This window comes from Pseudomonas crudilactis (assembly GCF_013433315.1).
Taxonomy (GTDB): domain Bacteria; phylum Pseudomonadota; class Gammaproteobacteria; order Pseudomonadales; family Pseudomonadaceae; genus Aquipseudomonas; species Aquipseudomonas crudilactis.
Window position 1 is genome coordinate 174,008 of the sequence record NZ_WXVV01000004.1, and the last position, 15,804, is coordinate 189,811.

At 57.1% G+C, this 15,804-nt stretch carries 13 protein-coding genes and 2 tRNA genes; 1 reads left to right on the forward strand and 14 read right to left on the reverse strand.

From position 1 onward, the window contains the following. Window positions 1-78: 78 nt before the first annotated feature. The 11 genes from infB to rlmE form a co-directional block, all read right to left on the reverse strand. Window positions 79-2,610 carry a translation initiation factor IF-2 gene (infB, locus tag GTU76_RS06475; RefSeq protein ID WP_180698271.1) on the reverse strand — a complete coding sequence of 844 codons (2,532 nt, stop codon included), beginning with the start codon at window positions 2,608-2,610 and terminating at the stop codon, window positions 79-81. Between the two features lie 27 nt (window positions 2,611-2,637). Next, window positions 2,638-4,119, reverse strand: a complete 1,482-nt coding sequence (gene nusA, locus GTU76_RS06480; protein WP_008088341.1) for a transcription termination factor NusA — start codon at window positions 4,117-4,119, stop codon at window positions 2,638-2,640. A 47-nt stretch (window positions 4,120-4,166) separates the two neighbouring features. Continuing rightward, window positions 4,167-4,625 carry a ribosome maturation factor RimP gene (gene rimP / locus GTU76_RS06485; RefSeq protein ID WP_016986496.1) on the reverse strand — a complete coding sequence of 153 codons (459 nt, stop codon included), beginning with the start codon at window positions 4,623-4,625 and terminating at the stop codon, window positions 4,167-4,169. 139 nt (window positions 4,626-4,764) lie between these two features. Next, window positions 4,765-4,841, reverse strand: a tRNA-Met gene (locus GTU76_RS06490). Window positions 4,842-4,938: 97 nt separating this feature from the next. Then, window positions 4,939-5,024, reverse strand: a tRNA-Leu gene (locus GTU76_RS06495). Window positions 5,025-5,046: 22 nt separating this feature from the next. Then, a complete protein-coding gene (gene secG, locus GTU76_RS06500; protein ID WP_016986497.1) occupies window positions 5,047-5,433 on the reverse strand; it encodes a preprotein translocase subunit SecG in 387 nt (128 codons plus the stop codon). 4 nt (window positions 5,434-5,437) lie between these two features. Then, complete coding sequence (tpiA, locus tag GTU76_RS06505; RefSeq protein ID WP_016986498.1) at window positions 5,438-6,193, reverse strand: triose-phosphate isomerase; 756 nt, start codon at window positions 6,191-6,193, stop codon at window positions 5,438-5,440. A gap of 65 nt (window positions 6,194-6,258) precedes the next feature. Continuing rightward, a complete protein-coding gene (glmM, locus tag GTU76_RS06510; RefSeq protein WP_016986499.1) occupies window positions 6,259-7,596 on the reverse strand; it encodes a phosphoglucosamine mutase in 1,338 nt (445 codons plus the stop codon). 16 nt (window positions 7,597-7,612) lie between these two features. Continuing rightward, a complete protein-coding gene (gene folP, locus GTU76_RS06515; RefSeq protein ID WP_016986500.1) occupies window positions 7,613-8,464 on the reverse strand; it encodes a dihydropteroate synthase in 852 nt (283 codons plus the stop codon). Between the two features lie 8 nt (window positions 8,465-8,472). Continuing rightward, a complete protein-coding gene (ftsH, locus tag GTU76_RS06520) occupies window positions 8,473-10,380 on the reverse strand; it encodes an ATP-dependent zinc metalloprotease FtsH (protein WP_016986501.1) in 1,908 nt (635 codons plus the stop codon). Between the two features lie 202 nt (window positions 10,381-10,582). Further along, window positions 10,583-11,212: a 23S rRNA (uridine(2552)-2'-O)-methyltransferase RlmE gene (gene rlmE, locus GTU76_RS06525; RefSeq protein WP_008088328.1), complete on the reverse strand. Its 630-nt coding sequence runs from the start codon at window positions 11,210-11,212 to the stop codon at window positions 10,583-10,585. Window positions 11,213-11,313: 101 nt separating this feature from the next. On the opposite strand from rlmE, the gene GTU76_RS06530 reads away from it, so the two are divergent. Then, window positions 11,314-11,622, forward strand: coding sequence for a YhbY family RNA-binding protein (locus GTU76_RS06530; RefSeq protein WP_016771761.1), 309 nt, complete (start codon window positions 11,314-11,316; stop codon window positions 11,620-11,622). Window positions 11,623-11,631: 9 nt separating this feature from the next. On the opposite strand, the gene GTU76_RS06535 is transcribed toward GTU76_RS06530, so the two are convergent. Genes GTU76_RS06535 through carB form a run of 3 tightly spaced genes read right to left on the reverse strand, consistent with a single transcriptional unit; the run spans window position 11,632 to window position 15,759 of the window. Beyond that, window positions 11,632-12,036, reverse strand: a complete 405-nt coding sequence (locus GTU76_RS06535; protein ID WP_016986502.1) for a hypothetical protein — start codon at window positions 12,034-12,036, stop codon at window positions 11,632-11,634. A 28-nt stretch (window positions 12,037-12,064) separates the two neighbouring features. Next, on the reverse strand, window positions 12,065-12,541 hold the full coding sequence (gene greA / locus GTU76_RS06540) for a transcription elongation factor GreA (protein WP_003221530.1): 477 nt from the start codon (window positions 12,539-12,541) through the stop codon (window positions 12,065-12,067). Continuing rightward, window positions 12,538-15,759, reverse strand: a complete 3,222-nt coding sequence (gene carB, locus GTU76_RS06545) for a carbamoyl-phosphate synthase large subunit (protein WP_016986503.1) — start codon at window positions 15,757-15,759, stop codon at window positions 12,538-12,540. The genes greA and carB overlap by 4 nt, the downstream gene beginning before the upstream one ends. Between the last annotated feature and the right edge of the window lie 45 nt (window positions 15,760-15,804).

Here is a 15,804-nt window from a genome sequence, read left to right on the forward strand (position 1 = left end):
GGGCGTTGCGTTTAGAGTCCGGGGGATGCGCCACACCGTTGAGTGCGGCCGACCATCACGGCTCCTGAAGTGCGCGAGTTAGAGGCTGCGAGCAACCTGAACCTTCTCGAAGACTTCGATCTTGTCGCCGACTTTGACGTCGTTGTAGCTCTTCACGCCGATACCGCATTCCATGCCGGCACGTACTTCGGAAGCGTCATCCTTGAAGCGGCGCAGGGATTCCAGCTCGCCTTCGAAGATAACGATGTCTTCACGCAGTACACGGATCGGACGGTTACGGTGCACAACACCTTCGATCACCATGCAGCCTGCGATCGCGCCAAACTTCGGCGAACGGAACACGTCACGCACTTCAGCCACACCCAGAATGTTCTCGCGAACATCGCTGCCGAGCATGCCGGTCAGGGCTTTCTTGACGTCTTCGATGATGTCGTAGATCACGTTGTAGTAACGCATGTCCAGACCTTCCTGCTCGACGATCTTCCGTGCGCCAGCATCGGCACGCACGTTGAAGCCGAACAGTACAGCGTTGGAAGCCAGTGCCAGGTTAGCGTCGGACTCGGTGATACCACCGACGCCGCCGCCGACTACGCGCACTTGAACTTCGTCGTTGCCCAGGCCATTCAAGGCACCGTTCAACGCTTCCAGCGAACCACGGACGTCGGATTTGAGGACGATGTTGAGCGTCTTCTTCTCGGCCTGACCCATGTTTTCGAAGATGTTTTCCAGCTTGCCGGCGTGAGCGCGAGCCAGTTTGACTTCGCGGAACTTGCCTTGACGGAACAGAGCCACTTCACGGGCTTTCTTCTCGTCAGCAACTACGCTCATCTCGTCGCCAGCGTCCGGGGTACCGTCCAGGCCGAGGATCTCGACAGGGATGGATGGACCGGCTTCTTTGATTGGCTTGCCGTTCTCGTCGAGCATGGCACGCACGCGGCCATAGTTCGAACCGACCAGAACCATGTCGCCTTGGCGCAGGGTACCGTCTTGAACCAGAACGGTTGCCACCGGGCCACGACCTTTGTCGAGACGCGATTCAACCACAACGCCACGGCCAGGAGCCGATGGAGTTGCTTTCAGTTCGAGAACTTCAGCTTGCAGCAGAACGGCTTCAAGCAACTCGTCCACGCCAGTACCGACTTTCGCCGAAACCGGAACGAACGGCGTATCACCGCCCCACTCTTCGGAAGTCACGCCGTGAACCGACAGTTCGCTACGGATGCGATCGAGATCGGCGCCCGGCTTGTCGATCTTGTTCACTGCTACAACCAATGGAACGCCAGCCGCTACAGCGTGCTGAACAGCTTCAATGGTCTGCGGCATCACGCCGTCGTCCGCTGCAACCACCAGGATCACGATGTCGGTCGCCTTGGCACCACGAGCACGCATTGCGGTAAACGCGGCGTGACCCGGGGTGTCGAGGAAGGTGACCATGCCGCGTTCGGTTTCAACGTGGTATGCACCGATGTGCTGAGTAATACCGCCGGCTTCGCCAGCAGCTACCTTGGCACGACGAATGTAGTCGAGCAGGGACGTTTTACCGTGGTCAACGTGGCCCATTACGGTCACGACTGGCGCACGGGAGAACGACTCACCTTCAAACTTCAGGGACTCGGCCAGGGAATCTTCCAGGGCGGTGTCGCTGACCAGGGTCACTTTGTGGCCCAGTTCTTCGGCTACCAGTTGAGCAGTTTCCTGATCAAGCACCTGGTTGATGGTCGCTGGGGTACCCAGTTTGAACATGAACTTGATGATTTCAGCAGCCTTGACCGACATCTGATTGGCGAGATCGCCAACAGTGATGGTCTCGCCGATCTGCACATCACGCACGACAGGGCCGGTTGGGCTCTGGAAACCGTGAGCGTTGCGCTTCTTCAGCTTGGCCTTGCCGCGACCACCACGACGGAAGCCATCGCTTTCTTCGTCGGTAGTGCGTGGTGCCACGCGTGGAGCCGGCGCTTTTTCTTTGACCGAGGCGCGATGCGGAGCGTTTTTGCGCTCGCCATCACCGCCACCGCTGCGACGATTGTTATCGTCAGCACGTGGCTTGTCCGGACGGCGCTGTTCGTTCTGCTTGTTGCGAACGTCAGCAGACGGAGCTGGAGCAGCGGCAACCACCGGCGCGCTTTCGCGAACAGGTTCGGCAACTGCAGCCGGCGCCGCAACGGCGTCGCTGGTAGCGTTGTGCGCAGCAGCAGGCTGATTACGCGCTTCTACTTCGGCGCGTTGCTTGGCTTCTTCTTCAGCCTTCTGACGGGCAGCATTTTCTACTGCGCGACGCTCATCCAGTTCACGCTTGCGCTCGGCTTCGATTTCTTCCGGGCTGCGCTGTACGAAAACTTTCTTCTTGCGGACTTCAACGCTGATGCTTTTGCTGCCAGCAACACGCAGGGTGCTGGTGGTTTTACGCTGCAGCGTGATCTTGCGTGGTTCTTCCACTTTCGCCTTGTGGCTGCTTTTCAAGTGAGTCAGCAGGGACTGCTTCTCACTGTCAGTCACATTTTCTTCGGCGGCGGTGTGCGGCAGACCTGCCTCACGCATCTGCTGCAACAGGCGCTCTACCGGTGTTTTGACCTCATCGGCCAGTTGTTTCACCGTGACTTGCGTCATGCACTTCTCTCCTCAGGCCGCGCCTAATTACTCGAACCAGTGGGCTCGGGCGGCCATGATCAACTTGCCGGCACGATCATCGTCAATGCCGTCGATGTCGAGCAGGTCGTCAATAGACTGCTCGGCCAGGTCTTCGCGGGTAATTACGCCGCGCACCGCCAGTTCCATCGCCAAATCCTTGTCCATACCCTCAAGCGAGAGCAGGTCTTCGGCCGGATGGGCGTCTGCCAGCTTTTCCTCAGTAGCGATGGCTTTGGTCAACAAACGATCCTTGGCACGAGCGCGAAGCTCGTTGACGGTATCTTCGTCAAAGCCGTCGATGTTGAGCATTTCTTCCAACGGTACGTAGGCAATCTCTTCCAGGCTGGTGAAGCCTTCATCTACCAGCACCTGTGCCAGGTCTTCGTCGACTTCCAGCTCGTCGATGAAGTTGCGCAGGATGTCGCCGGTTTCTGCTTGCTGCTTAGCCTGGATGTCCGATTCGGTCATCACGTTCAGGGTCCAGCCAGTCAACTGGCTCGCCAGACGCACGTTCTGACCACCACGACCGATGGCCTGAGCCAGATTGTCTGCGCCAACGGCGATGTCCATTGCGTGGGCATCTTCGTCAACGATAATTGCCGCAACCTCAGCCGGGGACATGGCGTTGATCACGAACTGAGCCGGGTTGTCGTCCCACAGGACGATATCCACACGCTCACCGCCCAACTCACCCGACACTGCCTGGACGCGCGAACCGCGCATACCAATGCAAGCGCCTTGCGGGTCGATGCGTTTGTCCTTCGAGCGGACGGCGATCTTGGCGCGCGAACCCGGATCACGGGACGCTGCCATTACTTCGATCAGGCCTTCGGCAATTTCCGGCACTTCGATACGGAACAGCTCGATCAGCATTTCCGGCGCGGTACGCGACAGGATCAGCTGCGGGCCGCGGTTCTCGGTGCGGATTTCCTTGAGCAGCGCACGCAGACGCACGCCAACACGGAAGGTTTCACGCGAAATGATGTCTTCACGGGCCAGCAACGCTTCAGCGTTGTTACCCAGATCGACGATCACGTTGTCGCGGGTGACTTTTTTCACGGTGCCGGAGATGATTTCCCCCAGGCGCTCGCGATAAGCGTCGACCACTTGAGCGCGCTCGGCTTCACGTACTTTTTGCACGATGACTTGCTTGGCAGTCTGTGCAGCAATACGGCCGAACTCGATGGATTCGATTTTTTCTTCGACGACGTCGCCAACGTTGGCACCCGGATGCGTTTCCGCAACCTTGCTCGGCCAGGTTTCGATGGCCGGATCGTCGAGATCATTCTCTTCAACGACCGTCCAGCGACGGAAAGTTTCGTATGCCCCGGTGTGGCGGTTAATTTCCACACGCAGGTCAACTTCGTCTTCAAAACGCTTTTTGGTAGCAGTGGCTAAAGCCAGCTCCAGCGCTTCAAAAATTACGCTTGCCGGTACGCCCTTTTCATTGGATACCGACTCAACAACCAGCAGTACTTCTTTGCTCATCGTACGCCTCGCCTTTCGCAAGCCATTGGATCCGCGGGATCCGCGTCTCAGTCAAAACTGGGAATAATGTTGGCCTTGTCGATCATATCGATCGGCAACAAGAACTCATGGTCATCTACCTGCACCACGACATCCTGCTCTTCTACACCGCGCAGAAGGCCCTGAAAGTTGCGGCGCCCTTCGAAAGGCGAACGCAGCTTGATCTTCACTTGTTCACCGACAAACTGGGCGAACTGCTCAATAGTGAACAGTGGGCGCTCCATGCCAGGCGAGGAAACTTCGAGGGTGTATTCAACGGAGATCGGATCTTCAACATCCAGCACACCGCTGATCTGACGGCTGACAATGGCGCAATCGTCCACCAGCACGCCACCCTCTTTATCGATATAAACGCGCAACATCGAGTGACGACCCTGAGCCGAAAACTCGATACCCCAGCATTCATAGCCCAGGGCCACGACCACCGGGGCCAGCAAGGCCTGCAACTCTTCTAGCTTGCTCGACACCTGAACCCCCTAGTGCATGATATGTGCATGCTTTGCAAAATAAAAAAATGGGCTTAACGCCCATCCTTGAAACGCCGTCGAACAGCGGCGTTGAAAGTGTCCAGCTAACAAAAAGCCCCTTAAAAGGGGCTCCTTAAACTGGTTGCGGGGGCCGGATTTGAACCGACGACCTTCGGGTTATGAGCCCGACGAGCTACCAGACTGCTCCACCCCGCGACAAAGCTGGGGCGGAAGTATACGACCGATCCCTTATTGGGTCAATGTAACCTTCCACCTGCAAGAAAGCCCGCAACAGCGGGCTTTCCTGACTAATTGGTACCGAGAAGGGGACTCGAACCCCTACACCCTATGGGCACAACCACCTCAAGGTTGCGTGTCTACCAATTCCACCACCTCGGCAAAACTACGTTTGAAACCCTTCTTACTTCTGCTCTTGAGCTGGAGGTACGTCAGTCGCTGGAGTAGCCGACTTTTGCTCTTGAAGCACCGGGACATCATCAGAAGCCGGTTGTTGTTGCTTAGGTACTTCCAACACTGCTGGATTTGGAAGACCTGCCTGAGTCAGCTGATGAGCCTTCTCTTTAGCAAAGTAACCTAACCCCAAGCTGGTTATGAAGAAACCGGCGGCAAGTATAGCAGTAAACTTACTAAGAAAGGTAGAGGAACCTTGGCTTCCGAACACAGTATTTGAAGCACCTGCTCCGAAAGACGCGCCAGCGTCCGCACCCTTACCCTGCTGCAGCAAAACCAGAGCAACTACGCCCAATGCACCCAGCAGATGAAAAACGACTACGACTGTTTCCAGCATTTTCTCAGTTTCCCGCGGCGCGACAGATCGCACCGAACTCATCTGCATTCAGGGAAGCTCCACCAATGAGCCCCCCATCGATATCCGGCATGCCGAACAGTTCGACCGCATTGGCCGCCTTCACGCTGCCGCCGTATAGAAGCCGCACACCTCGTGCGACCTCAGAATTCTCTGCCGCCAGCTGCTCGCGAATGGCTTTATGCACATCCTGAGCCTGCTGTGGCGTTGCAGTCAGTCCGGTACCAATGGCCCAGACCGGCTCGTAAGCAATGACTGCCTTGGCAAAAGCACCAACACCCAGCTCCTCGATGATGCTGCCCAGCTGACGCCCGACAACCTCAAGAGTTTTTCCGGCTTCGCGCTGCTCAAGGGTTTCCCCTATACACAACACCGGAATCAAGCCACATGCCTGTGCCGCTGCGAACTTGCGATTCAGCATTCCGTCTCGCTCGCCCATTATCTGGCGACGCTCGGAGTGACCGACAAGAACCAGGGAACAACCTGCATCCACCAACTGACTCGGTGCAATTTCACCGGTCAATGCACCTTGCATGGATTCCACCGCAGAATTCTGCGCGCCGACCGAAATCGACTTGCCTTTCAAGCCATCAATCACTTGATTGATATACAAGCAAGGCGGGAATACCGCGACATCAACACCGCTTGGCAAGGCCAGATGACGAAGGCCGTTGATCAGCTCAGCGACGCTGGCGCGGGTACCGTGCATCTTCCAGTTACCAGCTACCATAGGGCGACGCATGCTGTACCTCGTCGGTCAAAGTGGGCGCAGATGTTACCCAACACAATCATGGCTTGCAAGCCGTATCAGGCAGAAACTTCAGTTACCAGTTTTGCCAGTTCTTCGGCGTAGTTGCGAACCTGGGTTTCGTCTTCGCCTTCAACCATTACGCGCACCAGAGGCTCTGTGCCGGACTTGCGCAAAAGCACACGCCCGCGCCCCGCCATCGCCTGAGTTACACGAGCACTGGCTTCCTTGACAGCTGGATGCTCCAACGGGCTTTCGCCACCGCCGAACCGCACATTGATTAACACCTGAGGGCACTTGCGTAAGGCCTGCCGGGTCTGCGCAAGACCTTCGTTACGCGCCTTGAGCGCCATCAGCACTTGCAGCGCAGCAATGATCGCATCGCCGGTGGTGGTGTGATTGAAGCAAACGATATGTCCCGAGTTTTCGCCACCGACCAGCCAATTGCGCTCCAACAGTTCAGCGATCACATAGCGGTCGCCAACATTGGCACGAATGAATGGAATCGAAAGATCGGCAAGGGCTAACTCCAACCCCAGGTTACTCATCAGGGTACCCACCACCCCACCCTGTAATTTGCCACGCTCATGCAGATCGCGGGCAATGATGAACAGCAGTTCATCACCATCAACGATAGCCCCCGTGTGATCGACCATCAAGACCCGATCACCATCGCCGTCAAAAGCGATCCCCAGATCGGCGTGCTCAGCCAGCACCGCTGCCTGCAACTGATCCATATGGGTCGAGCCGCAGTTGTCGTTGATATTCAGACCATTGGGCTGGGCCGACAGCACGACAACCTCGGCACCGAGTTCGCGGAAAACACTCGGAGCAACTTTATAGGTCGCGCCATGGGCACAATCGATAACGATCTTGAGACCGGAGAAGTTGGAGCCGGTTGGCACACTGCTCTTGCAGAATTCAATGTAGCGACCGGATGCATCGTTGATTCGCGACACTTTGCCGATCTTGCTCGACTCGACCACGGTCATTGGAGCATCGAGCAACTCTTCGATCATCAACTCCAGCTCATCGGGCAGCTTGGTGCCTTTGCCGGAGAAAAATTTGATCCCGTTATCATCATGCGGATTGTGCGATGCACTAATCACAATGCCAGCCTCAGCCTGAAACGTGCGCGCCAGATATGCGATGGCCGGCGTTGGCATAGGACCAAGCAGCATCACATCAGCACCCGCCGATGTCAGACCGGCTTCAAGGGCCGATTCGAACATATAACCGGAAATTCGCGTGTCCTTGCCAACCAGCACCTTGCAGGCGCCCATCTTGCGGAACGCCATACCGGCGGCCCAGCCAAGCTTGAGCATGAAGTCAGGAGTAATCGGGTATTCACCGACGCGACCACGAATGCCGTCAGTACCAAAATATTTCTTGCTCATAAGCGCTCCATCATTCTTATTCGGCTGATTCCACGGCTGCGATCATCCGCACCACATCTACCGTTTCCGCTACATCATGGACGCGCAATATACGCGCACCTTTTACCGACGCCAGCGCTGCCAGGGCCAACCCACCAAAAAGGCGCTCGCCTACAGGACGATTCAAGGCGTGTCCGATCATGCTTTTTCGCGAAACACCGACCAACAACGGTCGACCCAACGCATGCAGGGCTTCCATGTGCTTGAACAAGCTTAGATTGTGCTGCAGGGTTTTGGCGAAGCCGAAGCCAGGGTCGAGAATGATTCGCTCGGCAGGAATACCCGCCGAAGCACACACCGACATCCGCTCGGTGAGAAACTCGCCCACCTCCAGAGTGACATCCTGATACTGCGGATTATCCTGCATATCACCTGGCTCACCCAGCATATGCATCAAACAAACCGGCAAACCCGTCGCCGCAGCAGCATCCAGCGCGCCATCACGTTGCAACGATCGCACATCATTGATCAAGCCGGCCCCCAGCCGCGCAGTTTCGCGCATCACGGCAGGCGTTGAGGTATCGACCGAAATAATGACGTCGAGCTCGCGATTGATCAGCTCCACAATGGGCGCTACACGCTCCAGCTCTTCCAGCGGAGATACCGCCCGCGCACCGGGTCGAGTCGACTCACCGCCAACATCGATCAGCGTCGCACCGGCTGCCACCATAGATTCGGCGTGGCGCAAGGCCGCGTCGAGCTGACTGTAGCGGCCGCCATCAGAGAAAGAGTCGGGAGTGACATTTAGAATACCCATGACATGCGTCTGGGCCAAATCAAGAACCCGGTTGCCGCAAGGCAACCGGGTCAGGGACTGTACAGAAGTCATTTCAAACCTTAAACGTCAGCAGCCGGACCGCCGATCGGTGTTTCCGGACGCTCATCCCGAACGACAGGAGGCGGTGGCGTACCCGTGCCGCCCGACCAGTCGCGAGGTTCGCGAGGCGTGCGACCTGCCATGATGTCGTCGATTTGCTCAGCATCGATCGTCTCGTACTTCATCAGAGCGTCAGCCATTGCATCGAGCTTGTCACGGTTATCCGTGAGGATCTGCTTGGCCGTACCGTAGCACTGGTCAATGATGCTGCGGACTTCGGAGTCGATCAGCTTGGCTGTCTCGCCAGAGAAGCTGGCAGCCTGACCGCCACCGCCGCGACCGAGGAACACTTCACCCTCTTCTTCGGCATACATCAAAGGGCCGAGTTTTTCCGACAGACCCCACTTGGTCACCATGTTCCGCGCAATCTGACTGGCACGCATGATGTCGTTGGATGCACCGGTGGTGACTCCGTCGAAGCCCAAAGTCATTTCTTCAGCGATTCGGCCGCCGTACAGCGAGCAGATCTGACTGATCAGTGCACGCTTGGACAGGCTGTAACGATCCTCTTCCGGCAGGAACATCGTCACACCCAGTGCACGACCGCGCGGAATGATCGACACCTTGTACACCGGATCGTGCTCAGGCACGACGCGACCAACGATGGCGTGGCCTGCTTCGTGATAAGCGGTGTTCTGCTTCTCTTTCTCGGACATGACCATCGATTTGCGCTCGGCGCCCATCATAATCTTGTCTTTGGCCAGTTCGAACTCTTTCATTTCAACGATGCGTTTGCCGCTGCGTGCAGCGAACAGCGACGCTTCGTTGACCAGGTTAGCCAGGTCAGCACCAGAGAAACCCGGAGTACCCCGTGCGATAACGGCCGGAGCAACGTCGTCACCCATTGGCACTTTACGCATGTGAACCTTGAGGATTTGCTCGCGACCACGGATATCCGGCAGCCCCACCACAACCTGACGGTCGAAACGGCCCGGACGCAGCAGCGCAGGGTCGAGTACGTCAGGACGGTTGGTTGCAGCGATAACAATAATGCCGTCATTCATCTCGAAGCCGTCCATCTCAACCAGCAACTGGTTGAGAGTCTGCTCACGCTCGTCGTGACCGCCACCCATGCCGGCGCCACGATGGCGACCGACGGCGTCGATTTCGTCGATAAAGATGATGCAAGGCGCGTGCTTCTTCGCCTGCTCGAACATGTCACGTACACGACTGGCACCAACACCGACGAACATTTCGACGAAGTCAGAACCGGAAATGGTAAAGAACGGAACCTTGGCTTCGCCGGCAATCGCCTTGGCCAGCAAGGTTTTACCGGTACCCGGAGGACCGACCATCAGTACGCCGCGCGGAATACGACCGCCCAGGCGCTGGAACTTGCCCGGATCACGGAGGAACTCAACCAGCTCGCCGACTTCTTCCTTGGCTTCGTCGCAACCGGCAACGTCAGCCAATGTGGTTTTTACCTGATCTTCGGAGAGAAGGCGTGCCTTGCTCTTGCCGAAGCTCATCGGTCCGCCCTTGCCGCCAGCACCGCCCTGCATCTGGCGCATGAAGAACATGAACACCGCGATGATCACCAGGATCGGGAAGCTGGCCACAAGAAGCTGGGTCCAGATGCTTTGCTGTTCAGGCTGCTTGCCTTCAACCACAACGTGGTTGTCGACCAGATCGCCGATCAGGCCATTGTCCTGGATTGCCGGACGAATGGTCTTGAAGCTGTCGCCATCGTTCCGCTTGCCGGTAATCACATAACCATCAACGGCTACGCGCTCGACCTTGCCATCCTTGACCTGCTGGATGAAGTCGGAATAGTTGAGGGTCTGCGGCTCGTTAGGGCTGGAGAAGTTGTTCATCACCGTCACCAGGACAGCCGCGATGATCAACCACAGGATCAGATTCTTTGCCATATCGTTCAATTAACTACCCTCTGAAGCAAGCTCCGCTACTGGCGCGCGCTTCGCATGATATTCACCGGCCTAACTTACTACATTACCTACGACTCTGGCAGGCGCCGTCTGTAACCCTTTGTGAAACACTTTCTACACAATATTCGTTAATGCTCGCCGGGCGAAATACTAAAAACCTATCACCCTACACAAAAACCTCGTTTTACTCGCTACGCCCGCGATAACCCCAAGCCAGCATGTATTGCTCGCGAGAGCTGCCACGAGAGGAGTCCGGCTTGATCATCTGGATCTTGTCGAACTTCTTGCGAGCATCCTTCAGGTAAACATCAAACCCTTCGCCCTGAAAAATCTTGATCACGAAATTACCACCCGGTTTGAGGATCCGCTCTGCCAGATCAAGTGCCAGCTCGCAAAGGAACATGGCTTTCGGCATATCCACTTCAGGCGTACCACTCATATTGGGGGCCATATCGGAAATCACAAGGTCTACCTGCGAATTACCGACGGCTTCCAGGATCTGCGCGAGCACTGCGTCCTCGGTGAAGTCACCCTGAATAAAGGTCACGTCAGGGATGCTGTCCATTTCCAGAATGTCCGAGGCGATCAAACGCCCCTGACCGCCGATCAGCCGGCTAGTCACCTGCGACCAGCCACCGGGCGCAGCACCCAGGTCGACAACGCTCATGCCAGGGCGGATCAGCTTGTATTTCTCCTGGACTTCCAGAAGCTTGTAACTCGCACGCGAGCGGTAGCCATCCTTCTGCGCCTGCTTCACATAGGGATCGTTGACATGTCGTTTCAGCCAACCAAGGCTTGTCTTGGAACGCGCCATTGGGCACCTCGATAATAAGAGTCGTGATTAATTGGGCGGATCCACGAGCCCTCGGGTAAAATGGCCGCCATTTTACAGAATCCAGACGAAAGGGTCAGATTATGCCGCTCACTCCAGAGCAGAAGAAACAGTACAAATCCATTGGCCACCACCTGAAACCAGTTTTGACGGTGGCTGATAACGGTTTGACTGAAGGCGTGTTAGCCGAACTTGAACGCGCTTTGGCGGATCACGAGCTGATCAAGATCAAGCTCAATATCCTTGATCGCGAGTCGCGCCTGGCGCACATCGCAGAACTGTGCAAGGTCGGCAAAGCGGACCTGGTACAGGTCATCGGCAAGATGGCACTGGTTTACCGCAAGAATTTCAGCGCCAACAAGCAGCTGTCGAACGTTCATCGCTTCAAGTGATGAAAAGGGTCACGGGTGTGCCTGGCGCACCCTGCCACTCCATCCCGGCACCGGCTGCATCACCAGCACCAGCCCGGAAAACCCCAGAACCAGATAACTGAATACCTGCCAGCGCTGCGCATCCGGCCAGCCAACACGCACTGCGACAAACATCGCACACGCATACAACGCCATCAGCAGCACCTGACCGCGAAAATCTCGCCATAGACTGGCAAGACCCTCAGCCTGTACCAGCACCAAAGCCTGAAAAATAACGCATGCGGCGGAAAACCCCACCACCAGCACTTCAAATGCACTGGCCACTTCATCGATCAGCAACGGTGCCAGGCCAATCTTGCCCAGCGCCGGCTGCAAACCGAGATGAATCAGCCAAAGACCGCCGACCCAAAGCATCTGGGTCAGCTGCCAAAGCATGGCGCCCGCATGTAGCGGGCGCCCTTTTTCAGATGTGACGGACTTCGACAATCTCGTACTCGATCACGCCACTTGGCGTTTTCACGGCGACCACATCGCCCTCTTCCTTGCCGATCAAGGCACGGGCCAAAGGCGAGCCAACCGAAATCTTGCCGAGTTTGAAGTCAGCCTCATCCTCACCCACGATGTGGTAAGTGACGCTTTCATCGGTCTCGACGTTGGCGATTTCGACGGTGGTGCCGAAAATCACTTTGCCGGTGTGCGGAATAGTTGTGACATCGATGATGACCTGATTCTGAATACGGCCTTCGATGTCACGAATCCGCGCCTCGACCATGCCTTGCTGTTCGCGGGCGGCATGGTATTCAGCGTTTTCCTTCAAGTCACCCAACTCGCGGGCCGTACCGATGTCCTGGCTGAGCTTCGGACGAACGACCTTGGTCAGGTGAGCGTGTTCTTCTTCCAGGGCTTTAGCGCCCTGGACGGTCATTGGGTATTTGATCATGCCTTCAATCCTGCGTGTAGATCCTGCAAGCGGCGCACGGTCTTTTCAGGACCGAACTTCAGCGCTTCACAGATAGCTTCGCCAGCAGCAATGGTGGTGGTGCAATAGATCTTGTGCTGCAAGGCATTACGACGAATGGAGTACGAATCAGCGATCGACTGACGACCTTCGGTGGTGTTGATGATCAGGGTGACTTCGTCATTCTTGATCATGTCGACCACGTGCGGACGACCCTCGGTCACCTTGTTCACACGGCGCACTTTCAGGCCTGCGGCTTCGATCAGCTTGGCAGTACCGGCAGTAGCAACCACTTCGAAGCCCAAGTTGATCAGATCACGGGCAACGCCTGCAACCAGTGGCTTGTCGTCGTCGCGCACGCTGATGAACGCAGTACCGCCGGTCGGCAGCACTTCGCTGGCGCCCATCTGGGCTTTGGCGAATGCTTCACCGAAGGTGTCGCCGACGCCCATCACTTCACCGGTCGACTTCATCTCTGGGCCGAGGATCGGGTCAACGCCAGGGAATTTGGCGAACGGGAACACCGCCTCTTTCACGCTGTAGAAGTTCGGGATGATTTCTTTGGTGAAGCCGATTTCTTTCAGAGTCTTACCGGCCATCACACGGGCAGCGATCATCGCCAGAGAGACACCGATGCACTTCGATACGAACGGCACGGTACGGGAAGCGCGCGGGTTGACTTCGATGACATAGATGTCTTCGCCTTGCAGCGCCAACTGCACGTTCATCAGACCGACAACGCCCAGTTCCAAAGCCATTTTCTTGACCTGTTCGCGCATCTCGTCCTGGATGTGCGCCGGCAGCGAGTACGGCGGCAGCGAGCACGCGGAGTCACCGGAGTGAACGCCGGCCTGCTCGATGTGCTGCATGATCGCGCCGATCACCACGTCTTTGCCGTCGCAGACCGCATCCACGTCCATTTCGATGGCGCAGTTGAGGAAGTGGTCGAGCAGCACCGGGCTGTCGTTGGACACTTTCACCGCGTCACGCAGGTAGCGCTTGAGCTCTTCTTCTTCGTAGACGATTTCCATCGCACGACCACCCAGGACATAGGATGGGCGCACCACCAGTGGGTAACCGATCTTGCTGGCAGCACGAATCGCTTCGTCTTCACTGCGCACGGTGGCGTTTGGTGGCTGACGCAGGTTCAGGCGCTCAACCATTTGCTGGAAGCGCTCACGGTCTTCGGCACGGTCGATGGCATCAGGGCTGGTGCCGATGATCGGCACACCAGCAGCTTCCAGGGCACGAGCAAGTTTCAGCGGAGTCTGGCCGCCGTACTGGACGATCACGCCTTTCGGCTTCTCGACGCGGCAGATTTCCAGCACGTCTTCTAGCGTTACCGATTCGAAGTACAGACGATCGGAGGTGTCGTAGTCAGTGGAAACAGTTTCCGGGTTGCAGTTGACCATGATGGTTTCGTAGCCGTCTTCGCGCAGTGCGAGGGCAGCGTGAACGCAGCAGTAGTCGAACTCGATACCTTGACCGATACGGTTCGGGCCACCGCCCAGAATCATGATCTTGTCGCGACCCGACGGCGCGGCTTCGCACTCTTCTTCGTAAGTCGAATAGAGGTAAGCGGTGTCGGTGGCGAACTCGGCGGCGCAGGTGTCAACGCGCTTGTAGACCGGGAACACTTCCAGCTTGTGACGGTGCGTGCGCAGGTTCTTCTCGGTCACACCCAGCAGCTTGGCCAGACGCTGATCGGAGAAACCTTTGCGCTTGAGCTTGTACATCACGTCACGGTCGATCGCCGACAGACCAAGGGTCTTGACCTTCTCTTCGTCCTTGATCAGATCTTCGATCTGTACCAGGAACCACGGGTCGATCATGTTCATGGCGAAGATTTCTTCGACAGTCATGCCAGCGCGGAAAGCGTCAGCGACGTACCAGATACGCTCGGCGCCCGGCACGGTCAGTTCGCGCTTGAGCACGCTCATGCTTTCCGGGTTGCTCAGGTCGAGCTTCTCGTCCAGACCGCAAACGCCCACTTCCAGACCGCGCAGAGCTTTCTGCAGGGATTCCTGGAAAGTACGGCCGATGGCCATGACTTCACCGACCGACTTCATTTGCGTGGTCAGGCGTGCGTCAGCCTTGGCGAATTTCTCGAAGGCAAACCGTGGCAGCTTGGTGACGACGTAGTCGATCGACGGCTCGAAGGACGCCGGGGTCTTGCCACCGGTGATGTCGTTCGACAGTTCGTCGAGGGTGTAGCCCACAGCCAGTTTGGCCGCGACTTTGGCGATCGGGAAACCGGTGGCTTTCGAAGCCAGCGCCGAGGATCGCGATACACGCGGGTTCATTTCGATCACGACCATGCGGCCAGTGTTCGGGCAGATACCGAATTGAACGTTGGAGCCGCCAGTCTCGACGCCGATCTCGCGCAGTACTGCCAGCGAGGCGTTACGCAGGATCTGGTATTCCTTGTCGGTCAGGGTTTGTGCCGGAGCCACGGTGATCGAGTCACCGGTGTGCACGCCCATCGGGTCGAAGTTTTCGATCGAGCAGACGATGATGCAGTTGTCCTTTTTGTCGCGGACAACTTCCATTTCATATTCTTTCCAGCCGATCAGCGATTCGTCGATCAGCAGCTCTTTGGTCGGCGACAGGTCCAGACCACGGGCGCAGATTTCTTCGAACTCTTCACGGTTGTACGCGATACCACCACCGGTGCCGCCCATGGTGAACGACGGACGGATGATGCACGGGAAGCCCAGGGTTTCGAGAACCGCGTTGGCTTCTTCCATGCTGTGGGCGATACCGGAACGCGGGCACGCCAGGCCGATGGATTTCATCGCTTTGTCGAAACGCGAGCGATCTTCAGCCTTGTCGATGGTGTCGGCGTTGGCGCCGATCATTTCTACGCCGAACTTCTCCAGAACGCCTTCGCGCTCCAGGTCCAGGGCGCAGTTCAGAGCCGTCTGGCCGCCCATGGTTGGCAGTACCGCGTCCGGACGCTCTTTTTCGATGATCTTGGCAACGGTTTGCCACTTGATCGGCTCGATGTAGGTCGCGTCGGCCATGTCCGGATCGGTCATGATGGTGGCCGGGTTGGAGTTCACCAGGATGACGCGGTAACCCTCTTCGCGCAGGGCTTTGCAGGCCTGGGCGCCGGAGTAGTCGAATTCGCAGGCCTGGCCGATAACGATCGGGCCAGCGCCGAGAATCAGGATGCTTTTAATGTCTGTACGTTTTGGCATGGGTTTGTCACTCAAATCCGCAGGTCAGTCGGCAAGCCGTCTTGA

Bases quoted from the DNA above. Each gene is read 5' to 3' on its own strand.
- infB (WP_180698271.1), bottom strand. From the start codon at position 2,610: ATGACGCAAGTCACGGTGAAACAACTGGCCGATGAGGTCAAAACACCG.
- nusA (WP_008088341.1), bottom strand. From the start codon at position 4,119: ATGAGCAAAGAAGTACTGCTGGTTGTTGAGTCGGTATCCAATGAAAAG.
- secG (WP_016986497.1), bottom strand. From the start codon at position 5,433: ATGCTGGAAACAGTCGTAGTCGTTTTTCATCTGCTGGGTGCATTGGGC.
- tpiA (WP_016986498.1), bottom strand. From the start codon at position 6,193: ATGCGTCGCCCTATGGTAGCTGGTAACTGGAAGATGCACGGTACCCGC.
- glmM (WP_016986499.1), bottom strand. From the start codon at position 7,596: ATGAGCAAGAAATATTTTGGTACTGACGGCATTCGTGGTCGCGTCGGT.
- folP (WP_016986500.1), bottom strand. From the start codon at position 8,464: ATGACTTCTGTACAGTCCCTGACCCGGTTGCCTTGCGGCAACCGGGTT.
- ftsH (WP_016986501.1), bottom strand. From the start codon at position 10,380: ATGGCAAAGAATCTGATCCTGTGGTTGATCATCGCGGCTGTCCTGGTG.
- rlmE (WP_008088328.1), bottom strand. From the start codon at position 11,212: ATGGCGCGTTCCAAGACAAGCCTTGGTTGGCTGAAACGACATGTCAAC.
- GTU76_RS06530 (WP_016771761.1), top strand. From the start codon at position 11,314: ATGCCGCTCACTCCAGAGCAGAAGAAACAGTACAAATCCATTGGCCAC.
- GTU76_RS06535 (WP_016986502.1), bottom strand. From the start codon at position 12,036: ATGCTTTGGCAGCTGACCCAGATGCTTTGGGTCGGCGGTCTTTGGCTG.
- greA (WP_003221530.1), bottom strand. From the start codon at position 12,541: ATGATCAAATACCCAATGACCGTCCAGGGCGCTAAAGCCCTGGAAGAA.
- carB (WP_016986503.1), bottom strand. From the start codon at position 15,759: ATGCCAAAACGTACAGACATTAAAAGCATCCTGATTCTCGGCGCTGGC.